This window comes from Streptomyces sp. NPDC052064 (assembly GCF_055585925.1).
In genome coordinates, this window is sequence record NZ_JBVJJE010000008.1 from 249,312 (window position 1) to 272,481 (window position 23,170).

The 23,170-nt window shown below is 71.2% G+C and carries 18 protein-coding genes; 3 read left to right on the plus strand and 15 right to left on the minus strand.

Annotated elements, in window-relative coordinates; genetic code table 11:
- Positions 1 to 394 precede the first annotated feature (394 nt).
- The 5 genes from ilvC to ACZ6TU_RS23100 form a co-directional block, all read right to left on the minus strand.
- Positions 395 to 1,393: a ketol-acid reductoisomerase gene (ilvC, locus tag ACZ6TU_RS23080; RefSeq protein ID WP_467676858.1), complete on the minus strand. Its 999-nt coding sequence runs from the start codon at positions 1,391 to 1,393 to the stop codon at positions 395 to 397.
- 121 nt (positions 1,394 to 1,514) lie between these two features.
- A complete protein-coding gene (gene ilvN / locus ACZ6TU_RS23085) occupies positions 1,515 to 2,039 on the minus strand; it encodes an acetolactate synthase small subunit (protein WP_010048631.1) in 525 nt (174 codons plus the stop codon).
- 20 nt (positions 2,040 to 2,059) lie between these two features.
- The gene (locus ACZ6TU_RS23090) at positions 2,060 to 3,907 is read right to left on the minus strand and encodes an acetolactate synthase large subunit (RefSeq protein ID WP_467676856.1); all 1,848 of its coding nucleotides are present in this window, start codon (positions 3,905 to 3,907) and stop codon (positions 2,060 to 2,062) included.
- A gap of 231 nt (positions 3,908 to 4,138) precedes the next feature.
- On the minus strand, positions 4,139 to 7,156 hold the full coding sequence (locus tag ACZ6TU_RS23095; protein ID WP_467676854.1) for a putative bifunctional diguanylate cyclase/phosphodiesterase: 3,018 nt from the start codon (positions 7,154 to 7,156) through the stop codon (positions 4,139 to 4,141).
- 424 nt (positions 7,157 to 7,580) lie between these two features.
- The gene (locus ACZ6TU_RS23100) at positions 7,581 to 8,531 is read right to left on the minus strand and encodes a 2-hydroxyacid dehydrogenase (protein ID WP_467676852.1); all 951 of its coding nucleotides are present in this window, start codon (positions 8,529 to 8,531) and stop codon (positions 7,581 to 7,583) included.
- A 77-nt stretch (positions 8,532 to 8,608) separates the two neighbouring features.
- Here ACZ6TU_RS23100 and ACZ6TU_RS23105 point away from each other — a divergent pair, with 77 nt between their 5' ends.
- Both ACZ6TU_RS23105 and ACZ6TU_RS23110 read left to right on the plus strand, forming a co-directional pair.
- Entirely contained in the window at positions 8,609 to 9,607 is a 999-nt protein-coding gene (locus ACZ6TU_RS23105) for an aldo/keto reductase (protein WP_469550676.1), read from the plus strand.
- Positions 9,608 to 9,839: 232 nt separating this feature from the next.
- The gene (locus ACZ6TU_RS23110; RefSeq protein WP_469550677.1) at positions 9,840 to 11,009 is read left to right on the plus strand and encodes a PQQ-dependent sugar dehydrogenase; all 1,170 of its coding nucleotides are present in this window, start codon (positions 9,840 to 9,842) and stop codon (positions 11,007 to 11,009) included.
- A 7-nt stretch (positions 11,010 to 11,016) separates the two neighbouring features.
- On the opposite strand, the gene ACZ6TU_RS23115 is transcribed toward ACZ6TU_RS23110, so the two are convergent.
- The 7 genes from ACZ6TU_RS23115 to ACZ6TU_RS23145 form a co-directional block, all read right to left on the minus strand.
- Positions 11,017 to 11,205, minus strand: a complete 189-nt coding sequence (locus ACZ6TU_RS23115; RefSeq protein ID WP_467676846.1) for a DUF6191 domain-containing protein — start codon at positions 11,203 to 11,205, stop codon at positions 11,017 to 11,019.
- 52 nt (positions 11,206 to 11,257) lie between these two features.
- Complete coding sequence (locus ACZ6TU_RS23120) at positions 11,258 to 14,344, minus strand: helix-turn-helix transcriptional regulator (protein ID WP_469550681.1); 3,087 nt, start codon at positions 14,342 to 14,344, stop codon at positions 11,258 to 11,260.
- Positions 14,345 to 14,484: 140 nt separating this feature from the next.
- A complete protein-coding gene (locus tag ACZ6TU_RS23125) occupies positions 14,485 to 14,667 on the minus strand; it encodes a hypothetical protein (RefSeq protein ID WP_467676842.1) in 183 nt (60 codons plus the stop codon).
- A 198-nt stretch (positions 14,668 to 14,865) separates the two neighbouring features.
- On the minus strand, positions 14,866 to 15,396 hold the full coding sequence (locus ACZ6TU_RS23130) for a hypothetical protein (protein ID WP_469550684.1): 531 nt from the start codon (positions 15,394 to 15,396) through the stop codon (positions 14,866 to 14,868).
- A 35-nt stretch (positions 15,397 to 15,431) separates the two neighbouring features.
- Complete coding sequence (locus ACZ6TU_RS23135; RefSeq protein ID WP_469550687.1) at positions 15,432 to 16,007, minus strand: GNAT family N-acetyltransferase; 576 nt, start codon at positions 16,005 to 16,007, stop codon at positions 15,432 to 15,434.
- Entirely contained in the window at positions 15,985 to 18,231 is a 2,247-nt protein-coding gene (locus tag ACZ6TU_RS23140) for an MMPL family transporter (protein WP_467676836.1), read from the minus strand. Before ACZ6TU_RS23140 ends, ACZ6TU_RS23135 begins: the two co-directional genes overlap by 23 nt.
- Before the next feature lie 193 nt (positions 18,232 to 18,424).
- Entirely contained in the window at positions 18,425 to 18,823 is a 399-nt protein-coding gene (locus ACZ6TU_RS23145) for a hypothetical protein (RefSeq protein ID WP_467676834.1), read from the minus strand.
- A gap of 190 nt (positions 18,824 to 19,013) precedes the next feature.
- Here ACZ6TU_RS23145 and ACZ6TU_RS23150 point away from each other — a divergent pair, with 190 nt between their 5' ends.
- Positions 19,014 to 19,817, plus strand: a complete 804-nt coding sequence (locus ACZ6TU_RS23150) for an SAM-dependent methyltransferase (protein ID WP_467676832.1) — start codon at positions 19,014 to 19,016, stop codon at positions 19,815 to 19,817.
- An 82-nt stretch (positions 19,818 to 19,899) separates the two neighbouring features.
- Here the strand turns inward: ACZ6TU_RS23150 and gatB are convergent, their stop codons facing one another.
- From gatB to gatA, 3 genes are read right to left on the minus strand one after another with little or no spacing between them, the layout of a single operon-like run.
- Positions 19,900 to 21,414: an Asp-tRNA(Asn)/Glu-tRNA(Gln) amidotransferase subunit GatB gene (gene gatB, locus ACZ6TU_RS23155; protein ID WP_467676830.1), complete on the minus strand. Its 1,515-nt coding sequence runs from the start codon at positions 21,412 to 21,414 to the stop codon at positions 19,900 to 19,902.
- A gap of 15 nt (positions 21,415 to 21,429) precedes the next feature.
- Entirely contained in the window at positions 21,430 to 21,669 is a 240-nt protein-coding gene (locus tag ACZ6TU_RS23160; RefSeq protein ID WP_248507288.1) for a hypothetical protein, read from the minus strand.
- On the minus strand, positions 21,666 to 23,165 hold the full coding sequence (gatA, locus tag ACZ6TU_RS23165; RefSeq protein WP_467676828.1) for an Asp-tRNA(Asn)/Glu-tRNA(Gln) amidotransferase subunit GatA: 1,500 nt from the start codon (positions 23,163 to 23,165) through the stop codon (positions 21,666 to 21,668). The genes ACZ6TU_RS23160 and gatA overlap by 4 nt, the downstream gene beginning before the upstream one ends.
- Positions 23,166 to 23,170: the final 5 nt, after the last annotated feature.

Below are 23,170 nucleotides of genomic sequence, written 5' to 3' on the forward strand. Positions count from 1 at the left end.
ACGGCCGCAGGCGGTGGAGGGGTGGAGCGGCGCCGGAGAAAATTCGGGTGCGTTTCCCGCGTCGTCCGGTGCGTGCTCTCGGCGTGTCGGCTGAGGTCCTCGTAGCGGAGCTACCAGGACCTTCGGCCGGTGCGGCGAGAGTGCGTGCCGGGCGGCGCGGGGGCGTGCCTGCACTTCTCCGGTGTCGCTTGGCCGCGTGGAAGACGCACGACGCTGTGGGCCTGACGCGTATGTTGTGCAGCAGTCTAGTGGCGCCGTGGGCGTCGTCTTACGCCGCTGCGGAAGGATCACCCGTCCGTGGCCGGACGGGATGGACAACGCCGTACCACCGACGTTACCCCGGGTTGGCCGAAGGGGCCGGAGCAGCTCGCTCCGGCCCCCCGGGCCCTGAGGCTTACGCCTCCTCGTCGACCCAGCTCATCAGCTTGCGCAGCTCCTTGCCGGTGGTCTCCAGCAGGTGCTCGGAGTCCTGGGTCTTGTACTCGTTGTACTTCTTCAGACCGCCGTGGTACTCGTCCATCCAGGCCTGGGCGAACGTGCCGTCCTGGATCTCGGCGAGGACCTTCTTCATCTCGGCCTTGGTGGCCTCGGTGATGATGCGCGGGCCGGTGACGTAGTCGCCCCACTCGGCGGTCTCGGAGATCGACCAGCGCATCTTCTCCAGGCCGCCCTCGTACATGAGGTCCACGATCAGCTTCAGCTCGTGCAGGCACTCGAAGTACGCGATCTCCGGCTGGTAGCCGGCCTCGGTCAGCGTCTCGAAGCCCGCCTTCACCAGCGCGGCCGTACCACCGCAGAGAACGGCCTGCTCACCGAACAGGTCGGTCTCGGTCTCCTCGGTGAAGGTCGTCTTGATGACGCCGGCGCGGGTGCCGCCGATGCCCTTGGCGTACGACAGGGCCAGCGCGAAGCCGTTGCCCGTGGCGTCCTGCTCGACTGCGGCGATGCACGGAACGCCGCGGCCCTCCTCGTACTGGCGGCGGACCAGGTGGCCCGGGCCCTTGGGGGCGACCATGCAGACGTCGACACCGGCCGGGGGCTTGATGAAGCCGTAGCGGATGTTCAGGCCGTGGCCGAAGAACAGCGCGTCGCCGTCCTTCAGGTTGGGGGCGATGTGCTCCTCGTAGACCTGAGCCTGGATCGGGTCCGGGACGAGGATCATGATGACGTCGGCCTCGGCGGCGGCCTCCGAGGGGCTCACCACGCGCAGGCCCTGCTCCTCGGCCTTGGCCTTGGACTTGGAGCCCTCGTGCAGACCGACGCGGACGTCGACACCCGAGTCACGGAGCGACAGCGCGTGGGCGTGGCCCTGGCTGCCGTAACCGATGACCGCGACCTTGCGGCCCTGGATGATGGACAGGTCGGCGTCGGCGTCGTAGAACAGCTCGGCCACTTTGGGTTCTCTCCTCGGGAGTGCAGGTGTTGCGTCCCACCGTATGACGGGGGGCGGAAGGGAAGTCTGAGGGTCTCGGAATACGGGCGGCCGACGGCGCGCCGACCGCCCGTTCTCCGTCTTATGCCGACCGGTCCAGGGCGCGCAGCGACCGGTCCGTGATGGAACGGGCACCGCGGCCGATCGCGATCGTGCCGGACTGGACGAGCTCCTTGATGCCGTACGGTTCCAGCATCTTGAGCATGGCGGACAGCTTCTCGCCGGATCCGGTGGCCTCGATGGTCACGGCCTCCGGGGAGACGTCGACGGTCTTGGCGCGGAACAGCTGGACGATCTCGACGATCTGGGAGCGCGTCTCGTTGTCGGCGCGCACCTTCACCAGAACGAGTTCGCGCTGCACCGCCTGCGACGGCTCCAGCTCGACGATCTTGAGCACGTTGACGAGCTTGTTGAGCTGCTTGGTCACCTGCTCCAGCGGCAGGTCCTCCACCCCCACGACGATGGTGATCCGGGAGATGTCGGGGTGCTCGGTGACACCGACGGCGAGCGAGTCGATGTTGAAGCCGCGGCGGGAGAACAGCGCGGCGATCCGGGCGAGGATGCCGGGGGTGTTCTCCACCAGGACGGAGAGCGTGTGCTTGGACATGATCTCTGGGTCTCTCTCGCTCAGTCGTCTTCGTTGTCGCCGAAGTCGGGGCGGACGTCCCGTGCGGCCATGATCTCGTCGTTGGAGGTACCGGCGGCGACCATCGGCCAGACCATCGCGTCCTCGTGGACGATGAAGTCGACGACGACCGGGCGGTCGTTGACGGAGTTCGCCTCTTCGATGACCTTGTCGAGGTCGTCCGGGTTCTCGCAGCGGATGGCGTAGCAGCCCATGGCCTCCGACAGCTTCACGAAGTCGGGGACGCGGGTGCCACGGGCCTGCGGGTTGACGTCGTCCGGGCCGGAGTGCAGGACGGTGTTGGAGTACCGCTGGTTGTAGAAGAGGGTCTGCCACTGGCGGACCATCCCGAGGGCGCCGTTGTTGATGACGGCGACCTTGATCGGGATGTTGTTCAGGGCGCAGGTGGCGAGCTCCTGGTTGGTCATCTGGAAGCAGCCGTCGCCGTCGATCGCCCAGACCGCCTTGTCCGGTGCGCCGGCCTTGGCGCCCATGGCGGCCGGGACGGCGTAGCCCATGGTTCCGGCGCCGCCGGAGTTCAGCCAGGTGCCCGGCTTGTCGTACTCGATGTAGTGCGCGGCCCACATCTGGTGCTGGCCGACGCCCGCCGTGAAGATCGTGCCCTCGGGCGCGAGCTGTCCGATGCGCTCGATGACCTGCTGCGGGGAGAGCGAGCCGTCGCCGGGCTGATCGTAACCGAGCGGGTAGGTCTCGCGCCAGCGGTTCAGGTCGTTCCACCAGGCGGTGTAGTCGCCCCGGTGGCCCTCGCTGTGCTCCTTCTGCACGGCCTGGACCAGGTCGGCGATGACCTCGCGGGCGTCACCGACGATCGGCACGTCGGCGGCGCGGTTCTTGCCGATCTCGGCCGGGTCGATGTCAGCGTGGACGATCTTGGCGTGCGGGGCGAAGCTGTCCAGCTTGCCTGTGACGCGGTCGTCGAAGCGGGCGCCGAGGGCGACGATCAGGTCGGCCTTCTGCAGGGCGGTGACGGCAGCCACCGAGCCGTGCATGCCGGGCATGCCCAGGTGCTGCGGGTGGTTGTCGGGGAACGCCCCGAGCGCCATCAGGGTGGTGGTGACGGGCGCGCCGGTGAGCTCGGCGAGGACCTTCAGCTCGGCGGTGGCCTGAGCCTTGAGCACGCCGCCGCCGACGTACAGCACGGGCCGGCGGGCCTGGGTGATCAGCTTGGCGGCCTCGCGGATCTGCTTGGCGTGCGGCTTGGTCACCGGGCGGTAGCCGGGCAGGTCCATGGCCGGCGGCCAGGAGAAGGTCGTCTTCGCCTGGAGGGCGTCCTTGGCGATGTCGACCAGGACCGGGCCGGGACGGCCGGTGGAGGCGATGTGGAAGGCCTGGGCGATGACCCGCGGGATGTCATCGGCCTTGGTGACGAGGAAGTTGTGCTTGGTGATCGGCATGGTGATGCCGACGATGTCCGCCTCCTGGAAGGCGTCCGTGCCGATCGCCTTGGAGGCCACCTGTCCGGTGATCGCGACCATCGGCACCGAGTCCATGTGCGCGTCGGCGATCGGCGTGACCAGGTTGGTCGCGCCGGGGCCCGAGGTCGCCATGCAGACGCCGACCTTGCCGGTGGCCAGCGCATACCCCTCGGCCGCGTGACCGGCGCCCTGCTCGTGGCGCACCAGGACGTGACGCACGCGGGTGGAGTCCATCAGCGGGTCGTACGCCGGGAGGATGCAACCACCGGGAATGCCGAATACCGTGTCGGCGCCGACCTCCTCGAGAGAGCGGATGAGGGACTGCGCGCCCGTCACCTGCTCGGGGGCGGAGTGGTGTCCTCCGGATCGGGGCCGGGGCTGCGGGTGGTGGGCCCCGGTGGCCTGCTCGGTCATCGGCATTCTCTTCTCAGATGCTGAGGGTTTTTTGCGAAGTTTGTGCGGTTTTCGGCTGCTGCACGGAAGGCGCCCGTGCAACAAAAAACCCCTCGTGCCATAAGGCAAGCGAGGGGAGCGCGCCGGGTGGGGTCGCTGAGCGGTCGAGGCTCAGCGTCAGCCGACGCGCTTTCCAAGTACGAGAATTCGGGTGCGCATGGCACAGACCCTCTCCCCGGCACGCACTCACTGTCAAGTGGGTGGGACGGGAGTCTCATTATGTGAGCGGAGGGCCGTACCGCCCCCGATGACGGCGGACACACCCGAGCTGTACACCCGCGGGGCACCGCCCGCGAACGCCGGTTCGGCCGGTCCGTGCGGCAGCGGATAGTGGCCGGAAGCGAGCGCCCGGCGCAGCCGGTACTCGTCGAGCGGCCCGGAGAACGCCATGCCCTGTCCGTGGGTGCAGCCCATCGCGCGCAGGGCGACGACCTGCTCGGGCAGGTCCACCCCGTCGGCCACGGACTTCAAGCCGAGATCGGTGGCGATGCGCAGCAGCCCACTGGTGATCTTGTGCAGGCGGGCGGACTCGACGACGCCCTCGACCAGACTGCGGTCGAGCTTGAGGACGTCGAGGGGCAGCCGCCTGAGGGCCGTGATCGCCCCGTAGCCACTGCCGAACCCGTCGAGCGCGATCCGGACACCGACCCGCCTGAGGGCGCCCAGCCGCCGCTCCAGCTCGTCCAGGCCGGCCTTGGGGTCGGCGTCGGACAGCTCGATGATCAGCGACCCGGACGGCAGCCCGTGCCGTGTGAGCAGTGCCTCGATGGTGCCGAGCGGCATCGACCGGTCCAGCAGCCGGCGGGCGCTCATCCGGACCACGACCGGCGCGGACAGCCCGGTCGCGTGCCGCTCGGCGGCCTGCTCGACGGCCTCCTCGATCATCCACCGGCCCAGCTCGGCGGTCTTGTCGCTGTCCTCGGCCACGCGCAGGAACTCCGCGGGGGTGAACAGCACCCCCTGGGAGGAGCGCCAGCGCGCCTGCGCGGACACCGAAGTGATCCGGCCGTCCTCCAGGCACACCACCGGCTGGTGCAGCAGGGCGAACTCGCCGTCGTGCAGCGCGGCCCGCAGTCGCGTGGCGAGCCCCGCCTTCCGTACGACGTCCTGCTGCATCTGCGGCTTGTACAGCTCGACGCGGCCCTTGCCGCCGGCCTTGGCCCGGTACATCGCCAGGTCGGCGTTGCGCAGCAGCTCTCCCGCGCCGAGGCCCGCTTCCGCGAAGGCCACGCCGATGGAGGCGTTGACACGGACATCGTTGCCGTCGATGACGTACGGCTGGGACAGCGTCGTCCTGAGCCGGTCGGCGAGCTCCAGTATGTGCCGCTGCCTGGCCTCGCGGTCGCGGGTGTTGTCTCCGACGATCAGGGCCGCGAACTCGTCTCCGCCCAGCCGGGAGGCGGTGTCGCCCTGCCGGACCGAGTCCTGGAGCCGGCGGCCGGCCTGGACGAGCAGCTCGTCCCCGGCCTGGTGCCCGATCGTGTCGTTGACGGCCTTGAAGCCGTCGAGGTCGATGAACAGCACGGCCGTGTTCCGCAGGGCCACGCCCCGGTCGGAGGCGCGGCGGCCCGACAGGGCGTGCTGGACGCGCTTGGTGAACAGGGCGCGGTTGGGCAGGTCCGTGAGCGGGTCGTGCTCGGCGTTGTGCTGCAGCTGGGCCTGGAGCCGGACCCTTTCGGTCACGTCCCTGCTGTTGAAGATGAGGCCGCCGTGATGGCGGTTGACGGTCGACTCGACATTCAGCCAGCCTCCGTCACCCGAGCGGAAACGGCACTCGATGCGCGTAGTGGGTTCCTCGACCGGGTTGGCGGCGAGGAAACGCCGCACCTCGTGCACGACGCAGCCCAGATCCTCCGGGTGGATGAGACCGGCCAGTTCCGTACCCACCAGCTCCTCCGCCGGGCGCCCGTACACACCGGCGGCGGCCGGGGAGACATACCTCAGGACGCCGCTGGGTGCGGCGATCATGATGACGTCGCTGGAGCCCTGCACCAGGGAGCGGAAGTGGTTCTCCTTCTGCGCCAGTTCCTGGGTGAGGGTGATGTTGTCGAGCAGCATGATGCCCTGGCGCACCACGAGCGCGAGCACGACCGTGCCACCGGTGAGCAGGACGACGCGGTCGACGCTGCGGCCGTTGAGGACGTTGTAGAGGATCCCCAGGGTGCAGACGGCCGCCGCGAGGTACGGCGTGAGGGCGGCGAGAGAGCCGGCGATGGGCCGGGAGGCCGGGTACCGGCCGAGCTCGCCCCCGGGCAGGGGCGGATGGTGGTGCGGGCCGCCGCGCTGGCCGGGCACGTGCTCGCGCACCACGCGCGTGTGCCCTGCCGTGCTCTGCCGGTCCGGGCCGAGCCGGTCGGTGTCCGTGCGGGACCCGGCCCACGGGGCGTAGGCCAGGAGCAGCGAACCGGCGAACCAGCCCGCGTCGAGCAGCTGGCCGGAGCGGTAGTCGTGGTGCATCAGCGGTGAGGTGAACAGGGCGTCGCACATCACGGTCAGCGCGAGGGCGCCGATGGCGGTGTTGACCGCGGAGCGGTTCACCGCGGACCGCCTGAAGTGCAGCGCGAGCACCATGCTGACCAGCGCGATGTCGAGCAGCGGATAGGCAAGCGACAGCGCGGTGTGCGCCACGCTCGGCCCTTCGGACTTCGCGGCCTGAGCGAGGGCGAGGCTCCAGGCCAGGGTGAGCAGCGAGCCGCCGATCAGCCAGGCGTCAAGACCGAGGCAGACCCAGCCGGCCTTGGTGACCGGGCGCTTGGCGAGCACGAGCAGCCCGACGATCGCGGGCGGCGCGAAGCAGAGGAAGAACAGGTCGGCGTAGCTGGGACTGGGCACGGGCTGTCCGAGGACGACCTCGTACCACCCCCAGACCAGGTTTCCCAGGGAAGCCATGACCGAGGAGAGGCCGAAGAGCAGCCAGGCGGGTCGAAAGCGGGTGTGGCGGCTGCGGGCGTAGAGGAAGCAGGACATCGCGGCGGTGGCCGCCGCGGCACTCAACCCGAAGTCACCCATGATCAGGGCCACTTGGTACGAACCCCAGCCGAACGCGGAACCGACGGCGTATCCCGCGCATACCAGGGCGAGGACGAGTTGGAGGGCCGGGCCCGGCCAGGGGCCGGGAGCCGGCGTGCGGGGCAGCAGCGCCCCGGGGGACGGAGCCTGCGCCCGCAGCGCTCCGTCGAGCGTGGGTGTGGGGGTCGGCGGCGCGCTCACCGGACCCTCCCGGTCCGTGCCGCTCCCGGGTCCCCTGGACCCCCGTGCGCCGGCTGGGCCTGCCTTCTGCGGCTGCCGGGCCTGCGGTGATGGCTGTGGTCGGTGTGGTGGTCGCTGTGATGGGTGTGCTGCCCGACGTGATCGGCGTGGTGACCGCGTCTGCTCGCGGCCGTCCGCCAGGGTCGCCGCCGGCAGCCCCGCCCCGTCGGATCGCTCGTCCATAGGCCGTGCATCGCCTGTCGCCCCCCTCACAGTCCTGAAGATGTCCGTCCCCGGCGCCGAACTGTCCCCGGCGCAGCCCCTGTCGGGACGATACACCAGTATCGTCACTCAGGGACATAGGTTCTCTACGCTCCGTGACGATCAACAGATATATGAGTACCCACCGCGCCCGAGGGATTGCGGACGGTACCCGAAGTTCGGATCAGCCGGTTGGTGCACCCGTCGTAAGGATCACGTTGCGCAGCGGCTCCCGGTTCACATAACGGTTCAACTGGTCCGCCAGGAGCCGCTTGGCGCGCGGCAGGAACGCGGAGGTGGGTCCGCCGACGTGCGGGCTGATGAGTACCCCCGGCGCACGCCACAGGGGATGTTCGCGCGGCAGGGGCTCGGGATCGGTGACGTCGAGGGCGGCGGTGATGCGGCCGCTCTCCAGTTCGGCGAGCAGCGCCTTGGTGTCGACGACGGGGCCGCGGGCGACGTTGACGAGGAGCGCGCCGTCCTTCATCCGGGACAGGAAGTCGGCCCCGGCCAGGCCACGGGTGGTTCCTGTGAGCGGCGTGGACAGGATGACGACGTCCGCTTCCGGGAGCAGCGCGGGAAGTTCGGTGAGCGGATGCACCGGCCCGCGCGCCGTAGTGCGCTCGGAGCGCGCGACGCGCGCCACCCGCGCCACCTCGAACGGAACGAGCCGGTCCTCGATGGCCTCGCCGATCGACCCGTACCCGACGATGAGGACGTTCTTGTCGGCGAGCGCGGGCCGGAACCCGGCGAGCCACTCCCCCCGGTCCTGCGCGCGGACGAAGTCCGGGACCCCGCGCAGCGAGGCCAGGATCAGCGTCAGGGTGAGCTCCGCGGTGCTGGCCTCGTGCACCCCGCGCGCGTTGCACAGCCGCACGCCCGGACGCAGCTGCCGCAGGCCCGGCTCCACGTGGTCGATGCCGGCGGAGAGCGTCTGCACGACCTGTAGGTGGCTCATCCCCGGCATGGGACGCACGCACAGCGGGCTGGGCTTCATGTAGGGGACGACGTAGAAGGCGCAGTCCGCCGGGTCCGCGGGGAAGTCCTCCTCACCGTTCCAGAAGCGGTAGGCGGGGCCCTCGGGGAGTCCCTCGATCTCGTCCGGCGGGATGGGCAGCCACACGTCAGCAGTCATGCTCTGGAGGCTATGTCAGGAGGGTGTGACGGCAGAGGTTAGGTTGGGGTGGCCGGAACAGGGAGGGTCACGACCAGGTGGAGCGCAGGACGATCGGCGCGGCGGCGCTCGCGGTGGGGGCCGTCGGACTCGGGTGCATGCCGATGAGCTGGGCGTACAGCGCGTCGCGGCAGCGTGGCGACGAGTCGCTCAGGGCGGTGCACCGGGCGCTCGACCTGGGCGCGTCCCTGCTGGACACGGCCGACATGTACGGCCCCTTCACCAACGAACTGCTGGTGGGGCGGGCGTTGAAGGAGCGGCGGTCCGACGCGTTCGTCTCGACGAAGGTCGGACTGCTCGTGGGCGACCAGCACATCGTCGCCAACGGCCGCCCGGGGTATGTGAAGCGGGCCTGTGACGCGTCGCTGCGGCGCCTCCAGACGGACGTCATAGACCTCTACCAGCTGCACCGGGCCGACCCGGAAGTCCCCGTCGAGGAGACGTGGGGCGCGATGGCGGAACTCGTGCAGGCCGGAAAGGTGAGGGCGTTGGGCCTGTGCGCGGTGGGGGCGCGGGCCGGCCGCCGCTCCGGGGCCCGGCTGCACGACGCGACGATCCGGCAGCTGGAACGGATGCAGCAGGTGTTCCCCGTGAGCACGGTGGAGGCGGAGCTGTCGGTGTGGTCGCCGGAGGCGCTGGAGACGCTGCTGCCGTGGTGCGAGACGCGGGGCGTCGGCTTCCTGGCCGCGATGCCGCTCGGCAACGGGTTCCTGACCGGCAGGCTGCGGCCCGGCGCGGGCTTCGAGGCGGACGACGTCCGGGCCCGGCACCCTCGCTTCACGGCCGAGATGATGGCCGCGAACCAGCCGATCGTCGCGGGCCTGCGCCGGGTGGCCCGCCGCCACGGCGAGCACGTCACCCCCGCGCAGGTCGCCCTCGCCTGGGTCCTGGCCCAGGGCCGGCACGTGGTCCCGGTCCCCGGCACGAAGCAGGAGCGCTGGGTCACGGAGAACGCGGCGGCGGCGACGCTGCGTCTGACGACCGAGGACCTGCGAGAGGTGGCGGAACTACCGCCCGCACTGGGGTCGTGGGACTGATCCGGGGCCGGGCCGCGGTCACACGCGGCGGGCGTCCCGGCTTCCGGAAGCTCGCACCGTCGGCCGGCGGCGGTCCGCGGAGGAGGTGGGGCGGGGAGGTGCCCCCGTGGTGCGGAGGGATACGGGCAGAAGCCTTGAGGGTGCCGCGTTCGCGGTTCGGCTTTGGTGATCGGGAACTTCACAGGCGCCGGAGGTGTATGACAGGAAGAACCCGCCGCCGCTCGAAGGGACCATGATCGTGCAACGTCGAGCCGTGCCGACCGTGTTGGCCGCCGCCGCGCTCCTGCTGACGGCCGGCTGCTCCTCCGACGGCGGAGGAGCAGCCGGCACGGACGGGAGCGCTTCCCCGAGCCGTACGGCGCCGGGGTCGTCCGCACCGGCGGGGCAGGCCGAGGAGGCACCGCCCGCCGAGGGTTCGGTGAAGGTGGTGCGTACTGTCGCCGAGGGCCTGGACTCGCCCTGGGGCCTCGCCCCGCTGCCCGGCGGCGGCCTGCTCGTCTCCTCCCGGGACGACGGCACGATCGCCCGGGTCGACGAGAAGACCGGAAAGAAGACCGAGCTGGGCGAGGTTCCGGGCGTATCGGCCGCCGGCGAGGGCGGCCTGCTCGGCATCGCCCTGTCCCCCGACTACGCCTCGGACCACATGGTCTACGCGTACTTCACCTCGGCCTCCGACAACCGCATCGTCCGCATGCTGTACGACGAGAAGAAGCCCTCCGGCGAACAGCTCGGCGCTCCCGACACGGTCTTCAGGGGCATCCCCAAGGGCTTCGTCCACAACGGCGGCCGGATCGAGTTCGGCCCGGACAAGATGCTGTACGTCGGCACGGGCGAGAGCGGTGACACGGGCCTGTCCCAGGACAAGGACTCCGTCGGCGGCAAGATCCTTCGGCTGACCCCGGAGGGCGAGCCGGCGCCGGGCAACCCGTTCCCGAACTCGCCGGTGTACTCGTACGGCCACCGCAATGTGCAGGGCCTCGCCTGGGACGGCAAGCAACGCCTGTTCGCCTCGGAGTTCGGCCAGGACACCTGGGACGAGCTCAACGCGATCAAGCCGGGCGACAACTACGGCTGGCCGGAGGCCGAGGGCAGGTCCGACGACTCCGGGTTCCACAACCCGATCGACCAGTGGACCACGGCCGAGGCCTCGCCCAGCGGCATCGCCTACGCCGAGGGTTCGATCTGGATGGCGGGCCTGCGCGGCAAGCGGCTGTGGCGCATCCCGCTGGACGGCACGAAGGCGTCGGCCGAACCGCAGGCGTTCCTGGAGAGCGAGTACGGCCGGCTGCGCACGGTGGTCCCGGCGGGCGGCGACCGGCTGTGGCTCGTGACCAGCAACACGGACGGCCGGGGCAGTCCCGAGGACGGGGACGACCGGATCCTGGAACTGCGGGTGAAGTAGCCCGGGCTCACTCCTCGGGGTCTTCGGCCTCCGGCTCCCGCGACGGGCGTACGACGACCTTCCCGGACGACAGGTCTATCGGCCCGCGTCCGGGATCGCCGTCCCCGGTGTCCTGCCGCGTCAGCTCCAGGCGGTTCTGCTCGTCACGGGTGTGTTTGCGGCCGGGTGAGAACAATTCCTCGAACATGTTGAACAACGGAGCGCCTCCCTCCGCCGCGACATCCGCGACGTCCCTTACAGCGTATGTCTCAGCCCGTCGAGCCGGGCAGGACGGATTCGGCCGGGAACAGCCCCAGCCGGTGAGCCACCGCCGCCGCCTCGCCTCGCCCGGAGACGCCGAGCTTCGCCAGGATGTTGGAGACGTGGACGCTCGCGGTCTTCGGGGAGATGAACAGTTCCTCGGCTATCCGGCGGTTGGTGCGGCCGGCGGCGACCAGGCGCAGCACGTCCCGTTCCCTGCTGGTGAGGCCGAGGGCCTCGGCGGGGTCCGTGGGGGCGGGGGCCGGTTCCGTGGCCGGTGTGAGCGGCAGGCGGGCGCGCTGGGCGAGCGCGGTGGCGGCGCCGGCGAGCGGCCGGGCCCCGAGGTGGCGGGCGACGGCATGGACGAGGCGGAGCAGTTGCGTGGCACGGTCGCGCTCGTCGGCCTCGCCGCCGCCCGTCAGCAGCGACTCGGCCAGGCGGTACCGGACGCGGGCGAGGTCGTAGGGCCGCTCCAGGGGTTCGAAGGCGGTGACCACCTCCGACCAGGTGTCCGGGGTGCTCCGGCTCTCGGCGCGGTGGAGCTCGGCGCGGACCCACTTCTCGTGCGCGAGCCAGACGGGGGCGTTCGTGGTGAGGCGTTTGACGGCTTCGAAGATCCTCTCCAGGACCTGCGCGCGGCCGTCCCGCGCGGTCGGCAGCGCCCGGGCGTCGGCCTCGGCCGTGGCGGCTTCGAGCAGCAGCGGCCAGGCGTAGCGCTGGGTGCCGGGCGGGAAACCGGACTCCAGGGAGCGGGCCAGTTCCGCGCGGGCGTCGGGGAGGCGGCCCTCGGCGACGGCGACCGCGATGGTGAGGCAGGAGATCGGGAGGTCGTGCTGCGGCATGGGGTCGTGCGGGCCGTAGGAAGCGCGGGCCTCGGCGAGGTGGCGGGCGGCCTCGGGCACCCGGCCGCGGGCGAGTGCGAGGAACGCCAGGCTGTTGGCGCCGGACCCGTACGGCGCGGCCGTCCGCCCGTGCCGCTGGGCGCTGACGGCCGCCTCGGCGGCCTCGTCCCAGCGGCCCAGGGAGATGAGCGACTCGGCGAGGTTGCCCCAGACCCAGCCCTCGGGCTCCGTGAGCCCCATCCTGCCGGTGAGCCGCAGTCCCTCGCGCAGGATGCCCACGGCCTCCTCCGAGCGCCCGATGCCTTCCAGGGTGGAGGGCAGGTTCACATGGCTGCGGCCCACGACCGCCGCGAGGCTCCGGGCCACCACTGCGTCCCTGACCTCGTACATGTGGGCCAGCCCGGCCTCGATCTGCCCGGCCTCGACCATCAGCCCGCCGAGGGTGAGCCGGGCGTTGGACTCGATGTCGTCGGCGCCCACCATGCGCGCGTACTCGACGGCCCGCTCGGCGGCCGTCAGGGCCTCCGGGCCGGGCTCGCGGAGCATCGACCAGTGGGCGACCGTGGCCAGCACCTCGGCGTGCACCTCGGAGGGCGGCAGGCCGCGGACCAGCTCCCGTGCGGTGGCGATCTCCTTCCAGCCGTCGCCCCGGGCGAGCCGCTGCACCAGCCGGGAGCGCTGGATCCAGAACCAGGCGGCGCGATGGGGGTCTCCCCCGCCCGAACGCGGTTGAGAGCTCGGGGCCGGATCGTCCTCGTCTTCCAGCAGGCGCAGGGCCCGCTTGGTGATCTTCAGGGCGCGTTCACGCTCCCCGCACAGCCGTCCGGCCACGGCCGCCTCGGCGAGCAGGTCGAGGTGGCGCAGCGCGGTGGTGGCGGGGTCGCAGCCGCAGGGCGGGTAGGCCTCGGCGTAGTCGACGGGGCGCAGGGTCCGGCGTACGGCGTCGGGGGCGGCGTCCCACAGCTCCATCGCCCTCTCCAGCAGCCGCAGTTGTTCGGCGTAGGCGTGCCGGCGGCGGGCCTCGACGGAGGCTTCGAGGACGGCGGGCAGGGCCTTGGCCGGATCGTGGGCGTGATACCAGTAGCTGGCCAGGCGGGTCGCGCGCTGGTCTGCCGGGACGAGGGTCGGGTCGGTCTCCAGGGCTTCGGCGTAGCGGCGGTTGAGGCGGGAGCGCTCGCCGGGAAGCAGGTCGTCGCTGACCGCCTCGCGGACCAGGGAGTGGCGGAAGCGGTAGCCGTCGCCGCCGGGCGCGGGGGTGAGGATGCTGGCGTTCACGGCGGCCCGCAGCGCCTCGATGAGGTCGTCCTCGGCGAGCCGGGCGACGGCGGCCAGCAGCCGGTACTCGACGGTGGAGCCGCCCTCGGCGACGATCCGGGCGACCTGCTGGGCGGTCTCCGGCAGCCCTTCCACCCGGACGAGCAGCAGGTCGCGCAGGGTGTGGGTCAGTCCCGTGCGGCAGCCCTCGTGGGCGGCGACGGCGAGTTCCTCGACGAAGAAGGCATTGCCGTCGGAGCGTTCGAAGATCGCGTCGACCTCGTCCGGGTCGGGGTCCTGGGCGAGGATGCCGGCGACCTGGCGGCACACCTCCTCGCGGTTGAAGCGGGCGAGTTCGAGGCGACGGATGGTGCGGAGCCGGTCGAGTTCGGCGAGCAAGGGCCTGAGCGGGTGGCGGCGGTGGATGTCGTCGGAGCGGTAGGTGGCGAGGACCACGAGGCGGCCGGTGCGCAGGGTGCGGAAGAGGTAGGAGAGCAGGTGCCGGGTGGAGGCGTCGGCCCAGTGCAGGTCCTCCAGGGCGAGGACGACGGTGTGCTCGGCGGTGACGCGCTCCAGCAGGCGCGCGGTGAGTTCGAAGAGGCGGGCCATGCCGTCCTCGTCGTGCCGCCCGGTACCCGACTCGCCCAGCTCGGGCAGCAGCCGGGCCAGTTCCTCCTCCTGTCCGGCGGCCGCGGCGGCCAGCTCGCCGGGAAGTTCGGAGCGCAGGGCGCGCAGCGCGGTGGAGAACGCCGCGAAGGGCAGTTCGTCGGCGCCGATCTCCACGCAGCCGCCCAGTGCGACCACCGCCCCCCGGCGGCGGGCGGCGGCGGCGAACTCCTCCACCAGGCGGGTCTTGCCGACTCCGGCCTCCCCGCCGATGAGCAGCGCCTGCGGCTCTCCCCCGCGGGCGCGTGCGAGTGCGTCGAGAAGCGTGCCCAACTCCTCGGCACGGCCGACGAACACGGGGCTGACGGACCTGGTCTCCACGGACCCGAGCATCGCATGCGGGTCCGGCAGCGCGGCACCGGTTTTGCCACCGCGGGCCACGGGACCGACGGCCGCTTGCGCACGGACGGCCACCGCGTCAGCAGCCGCTTCCGTCCGGACGATCACGGCGCCGGCCGGCCCCGCCCCCTTGTTCACGCGGTCCGGGCGGACCGGGGCCTGCGGAAGCGGCTATGGCTCTCGTGCTCGGCGGAGCTTTCGGCGGCTTTGCGACGGGCGGCGCGGTGGGCCCGGGCGGCCTCGCGGACCTGGCGCTCGTGGTCGGCGCGGCGGATGAGGTCGGCGGCGCGCAGCTGCTGGAACTCGTACTCGTACATGGCGTGTCCTTGGTGAGAGGTCGGTGAGAGGGCTTCGCTTTCTGCGATGCCTCCACCTTCGTCTCCCAGGCGGGGCGGCCACATCGGGAGAGTTCCGCATCTTCGGTGGCGGTCGGAGCCTTAGACGCGGCTGAGGGGCCTCAGGGCCTCCGTAAGGTACTCACGGATGCCCTAAGACCCCTCAGGACCTGCGGTGACTCAGCCCGCTGACGGCAGTCCGAGCAGGATGCCGGTGTACTTGAGGACGGCCAGGAACAGGCCGATCACGCCGAGCGCGACACCCGCCCAGGCAACCGACTTGATCCAGGGGGCCTGGATCCTGCCGGGCGTGCCGAACGCCGGCCGGGCGAGCGTCACGACGCCGACGACCAGCGCGATCAGCGCGAACAGGCCGCCCCACAGGGCGGTGGTCTGCCAGGCGTCGCCGTAGACCGCCTGGATCTGCTTGGCCACGTCCGCGTTCTGCGCGGTCTCCAGCTGACCGATGAGGTTCTGGCGTGCGGCAGCCACCGTGCCGAGCCAGCTGCCGGTGAGCGAGACGACGCCCAGCGCGGCGGAGACCACGGCGGCAGCGCCCTGGCCGACGCCGGAGGGTCCCTCCTCCTTGGTCTCGGCGGCCTCGGCCGGGACCTCGGTCTTGGTCACCTCGTCGGACTTGGTGGTGTCCACCGCCTTCTCGTCGGTCGTGGCCTCGGTGGCCTCGGTCTCGTCCACTGCGTTCGTTGCCATGTCTCGCACCGTAGGGTCGCTGTCTGAGAAGTCTCTTAATGATCGTTGTGAGCGGCACGCGCGCGTGCGGCGCGCCACTCGGGGGCCAGCACCGACCAGACTTCGAGATCGTGCCGTACGCCACCATAGGGGTGCGCCTCGCGCCGCACACCGTCGCGGGTCATGCCGAGGCGTCGGGCCACGTTCAGGCTCGGCCGGTTGCCCGAGGCGGCGACCCACTCGATCCGGTGAATGCCGCGCTCCTCGACCGCCCAGTCGATGAGGACGCGCATCGCCCGGGTGACCAGACCACGCCCGGTCCCGGCGGGCTCCAGCCAGCAGCCGACCTCGCAGTTGCCGCTCGCGGCGTCGAAGTTCAGGAACAGCACGCCGCCCACGAGCTTGCCGTTCAGCCACAGGCCGTGCAGTGAGCGGGTGTCGGCGGCGCGCATGTCGGCGTACCGCTGGAGCATGACCCGCGCGGACTCCACGTCCGTCTCCTGCGACCCGAAGTTGATGAACTGCCCGATGAACTCCCTGCCCCGCTCCAGGTGCGCGAAGAACTCCTCCGCGTGCCAGGGCTCCAGGGGCCGCAGTTCAGCGCCGTCGTCACCCAGGGATATCGCGTACATCCCGCTGCCGCTCCTCCTCCGCCAGGACGTCCGCCACCTCGGCGTCCGTCGCGCCGGCCAGCCTCTCATGGGCGGCCCGGGCCTCGGGCGGTTCGATGCTGATCCGCGGCAGGCCCTTGTCGAGCCAGCGGGGCAGCCACCAGTTGGCGCCGCCGAGCAGGTGCATCAGGGCGGGGACGAGGAGCGTCCGCAGGACGAAGGCGTCCAGGGCGACGGCGGCGGCCAGGGCGATGCCGAACATGGCGATCACGCGGTCGCCGCTGAGGACGAAGGCGAGGAAGACGGAGATCATGATGACCGCCGCCGAGTTGATCACCCGGCTGGTCTCGGCGAGGCCGACCCGGACGGCACGCCGGTTGTCGCCGGTCTCCAGCCACTCCTCGTACATCCGGCTCACCAGGAAGACCTGGTAGTCCATGGACAGGCCGAAGAGCACCGACACCATGATCACGGGCAGGAAGGGCTCGATGGGCCCCGCGCTGCCGAGGCCGAGCAGTTCGCTGCCCCAGCCCCACTGGAACATCGCGACGACCACCCCGAAGGCAGAGGCCACGGCGGCGACGTTCATCGCGGCGGCCTTCAGCGGTATGCCGATCGAACGGAAGGCGAGCAGGAGCAGCAGACAGCCCAGGCCGATCACGACCCCGATGAAGACGGGCAGCTTGGAGACGATGACGTCGGCGAAGTCGTCGTAGCCGGCCGTCATGCCGCCGACCTGCGTGTCGAGCGAGGTGCCCGCCTCGGCGCGGGGCAGCACCTTCTCGCGCAGCCGGTCGACGAGGTCGCTGGTCTGCTTCGACTGCGGCGAGGACTCCGGTACGACGGTCAGGTACGCGGTGTGGCCGCCGGAGTCGAACGTCACCGGCGTCACCGACGCGACGCCCTCGGTGGCCCGGAGCGTTCCGTCGAGGTTGTCCAGGGCGAGCTTGTCGTCGGCTCCGTCGACCTTCGTGACGAGGGTGAGCGGGCCGTTCACGCCGGGGCCGAAGCCGTCGGCGAGGAGGTCGTAGGCCTGGCGGGTGGTGGACGTCTTCGGGTCGTTGCCCTGGTCGGAGGTGCCCAGGTGCAGGGAGAACGTGGGCAGCGCGAGGACGGCCATGACCACCAGCGCTACCGCACCGAGCACCTTGGGGTGGCGCTCCACGAACGCCGACCAGCGGGCGGCGAAGCCCGTGGGCAGCTCGGGTTCGGGCCCGTGCTCCGCCAGGCGGCGGCGCTCGCGGCGGCTGAGCGCCCGCATGCCGATGAGGGACAGCAGGGCGGGCAGCAGCGTCACGGAGGCCGCGACGGTGAGGATCACGGTCAGGCTGGCGGCGATGGCGACGCCGTTGAGGAAGCTCAGCCGCAGGATCAGCATGCCCAGCAGGGCGATGCAAACGGTGGCACCCGCGAAGACGACCGCCCGTCCCGTGGTCGCGACGGCGTTGGTGGCCGCCTCGGTGACGGACAGCCCGCGTTTCAGCCCGCGCCGGTGTCTCGTCACGATGAACAGCGCGTAGTCGATGCCGACGCCGAGCCCGATCAGCATGCCGAGCATGGGGGCGAAGTCGGCGACGGTCATCACGTGCCCGAGGAGCACGATCCCGGCGTAGGCGGTGCCGACGCCGACCAGGGCGGTGGCGATGGGCAGCAGTGAGGCGGCCAGCGAGCCGAAGGCGAGGAACAGCACGACCGCGGCGACGACCACCCCGACGACCTCGGCGACGTGCCCGCCGGAGGACTCGGTGAGCGCGACGGCGCTGCCGCCCAGCTCCACCTGGAGCCCGTCGGTCTCCGCGCTCTTCGCGGTGTCGACGACGGCCTGCGCCTCGGACCGGCTGACGTCCTGCGCCTGGTCGTCGAAGGTGACGGTGGCGTACGCCGTACGGCCGTCCGCGCTGACGCGTCCCGCGCCCGGCCCGCCGTAGGGGCTGCTCACGGAGGCCACGCCGGGCAGGTTCTCGACGCGTTCCAGGGCGCGGGCCATCGTCTGCTCGACGTCGGCGGCGCGGACGCTGCCGGACGTGGTGTGCCAGACGACGGTGTCGCTGTCGCCGCCGAGCCGCGGGAAGCCCTCGTGCAGCAGCTGGGTGGCGCGGCCCGATTCGGTGCCGGGGACCTGGTAGTCGTTCGAGTACGCGGAGCCGGCGACGGCGGCGCCCGCGGCGACCCCCGCGAAGGCGGCGAGCCACAGCAGAACGGTGACCAGACGGCGTTGGACACACCAGCGTGCGAGGGCTGCCACGAATCGTGCTCCCAGAGTGACTTTTGTGGATCTTTGGCCGGGAGTAGTCGTCCATGAACTGAACAGCCCGCAAAGAACGCATGAGCAATGCAAAGCCACTCTTACAGGCGCACGAGATCATTTGTCGGGTTCGTGGGCTTATTCACAACGGCGAAAGACAGCTCACAGGACAGTCGGATGAACTCTGTCGCCCTCAGTCGAACTGGTCCCCCAGCGCCATCACCATCACGCCCGCGATCAGCAGCCACAGCGCCCGCCGGGTGCGTCCCCGGGAGCCCAGCACGGCGGCGCCCGCGCAGACGGCCGCTCCGGAGGCGTACGCCGCCGGGACGAGTGCCGGTGCGGAGCGGGTGAGGCGGAGCAGTGCCGCGGCGAGCCCCGCGAAGGCCAGGACGGCGCCGGTGCCGGCGGCCGTCCAGCGGGCCCGCCGCGCGCCCTCCTCCGGATCGTCGGCGTCGTACGGCTCGTCGTCCCGCTCGTACGGCTCGTCGTCCGGCTCGTCCGGCACGGCATCCGGCTCGGTGTCCTGCGCGGCGGCTGCCCCCGGGTCCGTTATCTCAGGACCGGTGTCGGAATCAGCGCGTCCACTCATGGCCGAGACGGTAGCGCGTCGGGCGGGAAAACCGGGTGCGGGGCCGACGGGCCTGCTGTTAGCGTCCGCTGGTCCGAGGTACGCCCGCGGCACCCCGCCGCCCGGCCGAAGCAGGTGCATTGTTTGACGGTCCGACCGAGCTCCGACGCATCCCCCTTCTTCCTCAAGGACTCAAGGAGCCCGTTCACCGATGTCGGACATCACTTCCCGGACCCCGAACGACCCCCTCACTGACCGCGTCAGCCACCCCCGCTACCCGCGCAGCAACCGCTACGACGCCCGCTGGACCATCGAGAACCAGATGGGCCCGCACGCGCTGTGGCTGCTGGAGTGGCTGGCCCCGGCTCTGGGGCTCGACACCCTGAGCCCCGGCTCCCGCGTGCTCGACCTGGGCTGCGGCCGCGCCATGACGTCGATCTTCCTCGCCAAGGAGTACGACGCCCAGGTCACCGCCGCCGACCTGTGGGTCAAGCCCGACGAGAACGCGGCCCGTATCGCCGAGGCCGGCGTCGCGGACCGCGTCCTGCCCGTGTTCGCCGAGGCGCACGACCTGCCGTTCGGCGAGGGCGGCTTCGACGCGATCGTCTCCGTCGACGCGTACCAGTACTTCGGCACCGACGACCTGTACCTTCCCGCGCTGACCCGGCTGTTGAAGCCGGGCGGGCGGATCGGGGTCGTCGTACCGGCGCTGCGCGAGGAGATCGACGGCGTCGAGCCGCCGGAGCACCTCAAGCCGTACTGGGAGCCGGATTTCTGGTGCTTCCACACGGCCGCCTGGTGGCGGCGCCACTGGACCCGCAGCGGGGCCGTGGAGGTCGAGACGGCCGACTGGCTGGAAGACGGCTGGCGCGACTGGCTGCGGTGGTGCGAGGTCGTGGCCGAGGAGCACACGGACGAGTTCCACATCCGGATGGCCGGCCGGTGCGCCGAGATGCTGCGCCACGACCAGGGCGGCACGCTGGGCTTCGTCCGGGTCGTCGGCCGTCGCCTGTAGGTACGAGCGCAGTACGACGCAGGACAAACGCACAGGGGGGATGCACCGGATCGGTGCATCCCCCCTGTGGGGTCCGCTGAGGTCAGCCCTCGCTGACGCCCAGCTTCTGAAGGATCAGCTCCTTGACGCGAGCCGCGTCGGCCTGCCCCCGGGTCGCCTTCATGACCGCCCCGACCAGGGCGCCGGCCGCCGCCACCTTGCCGCCGCGGATCTTGTCCGCGATGGCCGGGTTGTCGGCGATGGCCTCGTCGACGGCCGTGCCCAGCGCGCCCTCGTCGGAGACGACCTTCAGACCGCGCTTGTCGACGACCTCGTCCGGGGTGCCTTCGCCCGCGAGGACGCCTTCGATGACCTGACGGGCCAGCTTGTCGTTCAGGTCGCCCTTCGCGACCAGCTCGGTGACCCGGGCCACCTGCTGCGGCGTGATCGCCAGCTCGTCCAGCGCCTTGCCCGACTCGTTGGCGCTGCGGGCCAGCTCGCCCATCCACCACTTGCGGGCGGAGGCGGCGTCGGCCCCGGCCTCGATGGTCGCGACGATGGGCTCCAGCGCACCGGCGTTGAGGATCGCCTGCATGTCGGTGGCCGAGACACCCCACTCCTCACGGAGCCGGCTGCGGCGGACCAGCGGCAGCTCGGGCAGCGCGGCCCGGATCTCCTCGACCCACTCGCGGGACGGGGCCACCGGGACGAGGTCGGGCTCCGGGAAGTACCGGTAGTCCTCGGCCTCCTCCTTCACGCGGCCCGAGGTCGTCGACCCCGTGTCCTCGTGGAAGTGCCGGGTCTCCTGGACGATCGTCCCGCCACTGCTCAGCACGGCCGCGTGCCGCTGGATCTCGAAGCGGGCCGCGCGCTCCACGGACCGCAGCGAGTTGACGTTCTTCGTCTCGGAACGCGTGCCGAACTTCTCGGTGCCGTTCGGGCGCAGCGACAGGTTCACGTCGCAGCGCATCTGGCCCATCTCCATACGGGCCTCGGAGACGCCGAGCGCCCTGATGACCTCGCGCAGCTCACGGACGTACGCCTTCGCCACCTCGGGGGCACGGTCGCCCGCGCCGACGATCGGCTTGGTGACGATCTCGATGAGCGGGATGCCGGCGCGGTTGTAGTCCAGGAGCGAGTGCGAGGCGCCGTGGATACGGCCCGTCGCACCGCCCACGTGCGTGGACTTGCCGGTGTCCTCCTCCATGTGGGCGCGCTCGATCTCCACGCGGAAGGTCTCGCCGTCCTCCAGTTGCACGTCGAGGTAGCCGTTGAAGGCGATCGGCTCGTCGTACTGGGAGGTCTGGAAGTTCTTCGGCATGTCCGGATAGAAGTAGTTCTTCCGGGCGAAGCGGCACCACTCGGCGATCTCGCAGTTCAGCGCGAGGCCGATCTTGATCGCGGACTCGACGCCGGTCGCGTTGACGACCGGGAGCGCGCCGGGCAGGCCGAGGCAGACGGGGCAGGTCTGCGCGTTGGCGTCCTGGCCGAGGGCGGTCGAACAGCCGCAGAACATCTTGGTCTTGGTGCCGAGTTCGACATGGACCTCGAGGCCCATGACGGGGTCGTACGACGCGAGTGCTTCCTCGTACGACACCAGGTCGGTCGTGATGGTCACGGTGAAACTTCCCTCTCAGCCCAGCAGAACGTCGTCATCGCCCAGCTGCTTCAGCTCGCGATACAGAATGGCCAGGTTGGTGACGACCGCGGCACCGGTCACGACGGCGTCGAGCAGCCGCAGCGTGTCGTTGTCTCCGCGGGCCTTCTTGATCTGCTTGTAGACACCGACGGCGCCGAAGGCCGACGTGGCCATCGACACGTACAGACCGGACTTGGACTTCTTGAAGCCCTTGGCCTTGGACAGTGCGCTCACAGCGACGGAGCCTCCTCGATCAGCGTGTGGCCCCACTTTTCCACGAAGGCGGCCTCGACGGCGGCGCCCACCTTGTAAAGGCGGTCGTCCTTCATGACGGGGGCGATGATCTGCAGGCCGACCGGGAGGTTGTCCTCCGGGGCGAGGCCGCACGGCAGCGACATGGCCGCGTTGCCCGCCAGGTTGGTCGGGATGGTGCACAGGTCGGCGAGGTACATCGCCATCGGGTCGTCGGCGCGCTCGCCGATCGGGAAGGCGGTGGTCGGGGTCGTCGGCGAGACGATGACGTCGACCTGCTCGAACGCCTTGTCGAAGTCCTGCTTGATGAGCGTGCGGACCTTCTGGGCGCTGCCGTAGTAGGCGTCGTAGTAGCCGCTCGACAGGGCATACGTGCCGAGCATGATGCGGCGCTTGACCTCGGGGCCGAAGCCGGCCTCGCGGGTCAGGGAGGTGACCTCCTCGGCGGAGTGCGTGCCGTCGTCGCCGGTCCGCAGCCCGTAGCGCAGGCCGTCGAAGCGGGCGAGGTTGGAGGAGCACTCGGACGGCGCGATCAGGTAGTACGCCGACAGCGCCAGGTCGAAGGACGGGCAGTCCAGCTCGACGATCTCGGCGCCCAGTTCCTTCAGCAGCGCGACGGACTCGTCGAACCGCTGGATGACGCCGGCCTGGTAGCCCTCGCCGCGGAACTGCTTGACGACGCCGACGCGCATGCCCTCGACGCTGCCGTTGCGGGCGGCCTCGACGACCGGCGGGACCGGGGCGTCGATCGAGGTGGAGTCCATCGGGTCGTGGCCGGCGATCACCTCGTGCAGCAGGGCCGCGTCCAGGACCGTGCGGGCGCAGGGGCCGCCCTGGTCGAGGGAGGAGGAGAAGGCGACCATGCCGTAGCGGGACACCCCGCCGTACGTCGGCTTCACGCCGACCGTGCCGGTGACGGCGGCGGGCTGGCGGATGGAGCCGCCGGTGTCGGTACCGATGGCGAGGGGCGCCTGGAAGGAGGCGAGCGCGGCGGACGAACCGCCGCCGGAGCCGCCGGGGATCTTGGTCAGGTCCCAGGGGTTGCCGGTCGGCCCGTAGGCGCTGTTCTCGGTGGAGGACCCCATGGCGAACTCATCCATGTTGGTCTTGCCGAGGATGACCACGTCGGCGGCCTTGAGCCGCTTGGTGACGGTCGCGTCGTACGGCGGGATCCAGCCCTCGAGGATCTTCGAACCGACGGTGGTCGGGATCCCCTCGGTGGTGAAGATGTCCTTGAGCGCCAGGGGAACGCCGGCCAGCGGACCGAGCTTCTCCCCCTTGGCCCGCTTCTCGTCGACGGCGCGGGCCTGGGCGAGCGCGCCCTCGCGGTCCACGTGCAGGAAGGCGTGCACCTTCTCGTCGACGGCCTCGATCCGGGCCAGATGGGCCTCGGTGACCTCGACGGCCGTGAGCTCGCCGGAGGCGATCTTCGCGGCGGTCTCGGCAGCCGTGAGCTTGATGATGGGGCTGTCCGTCATGGCGG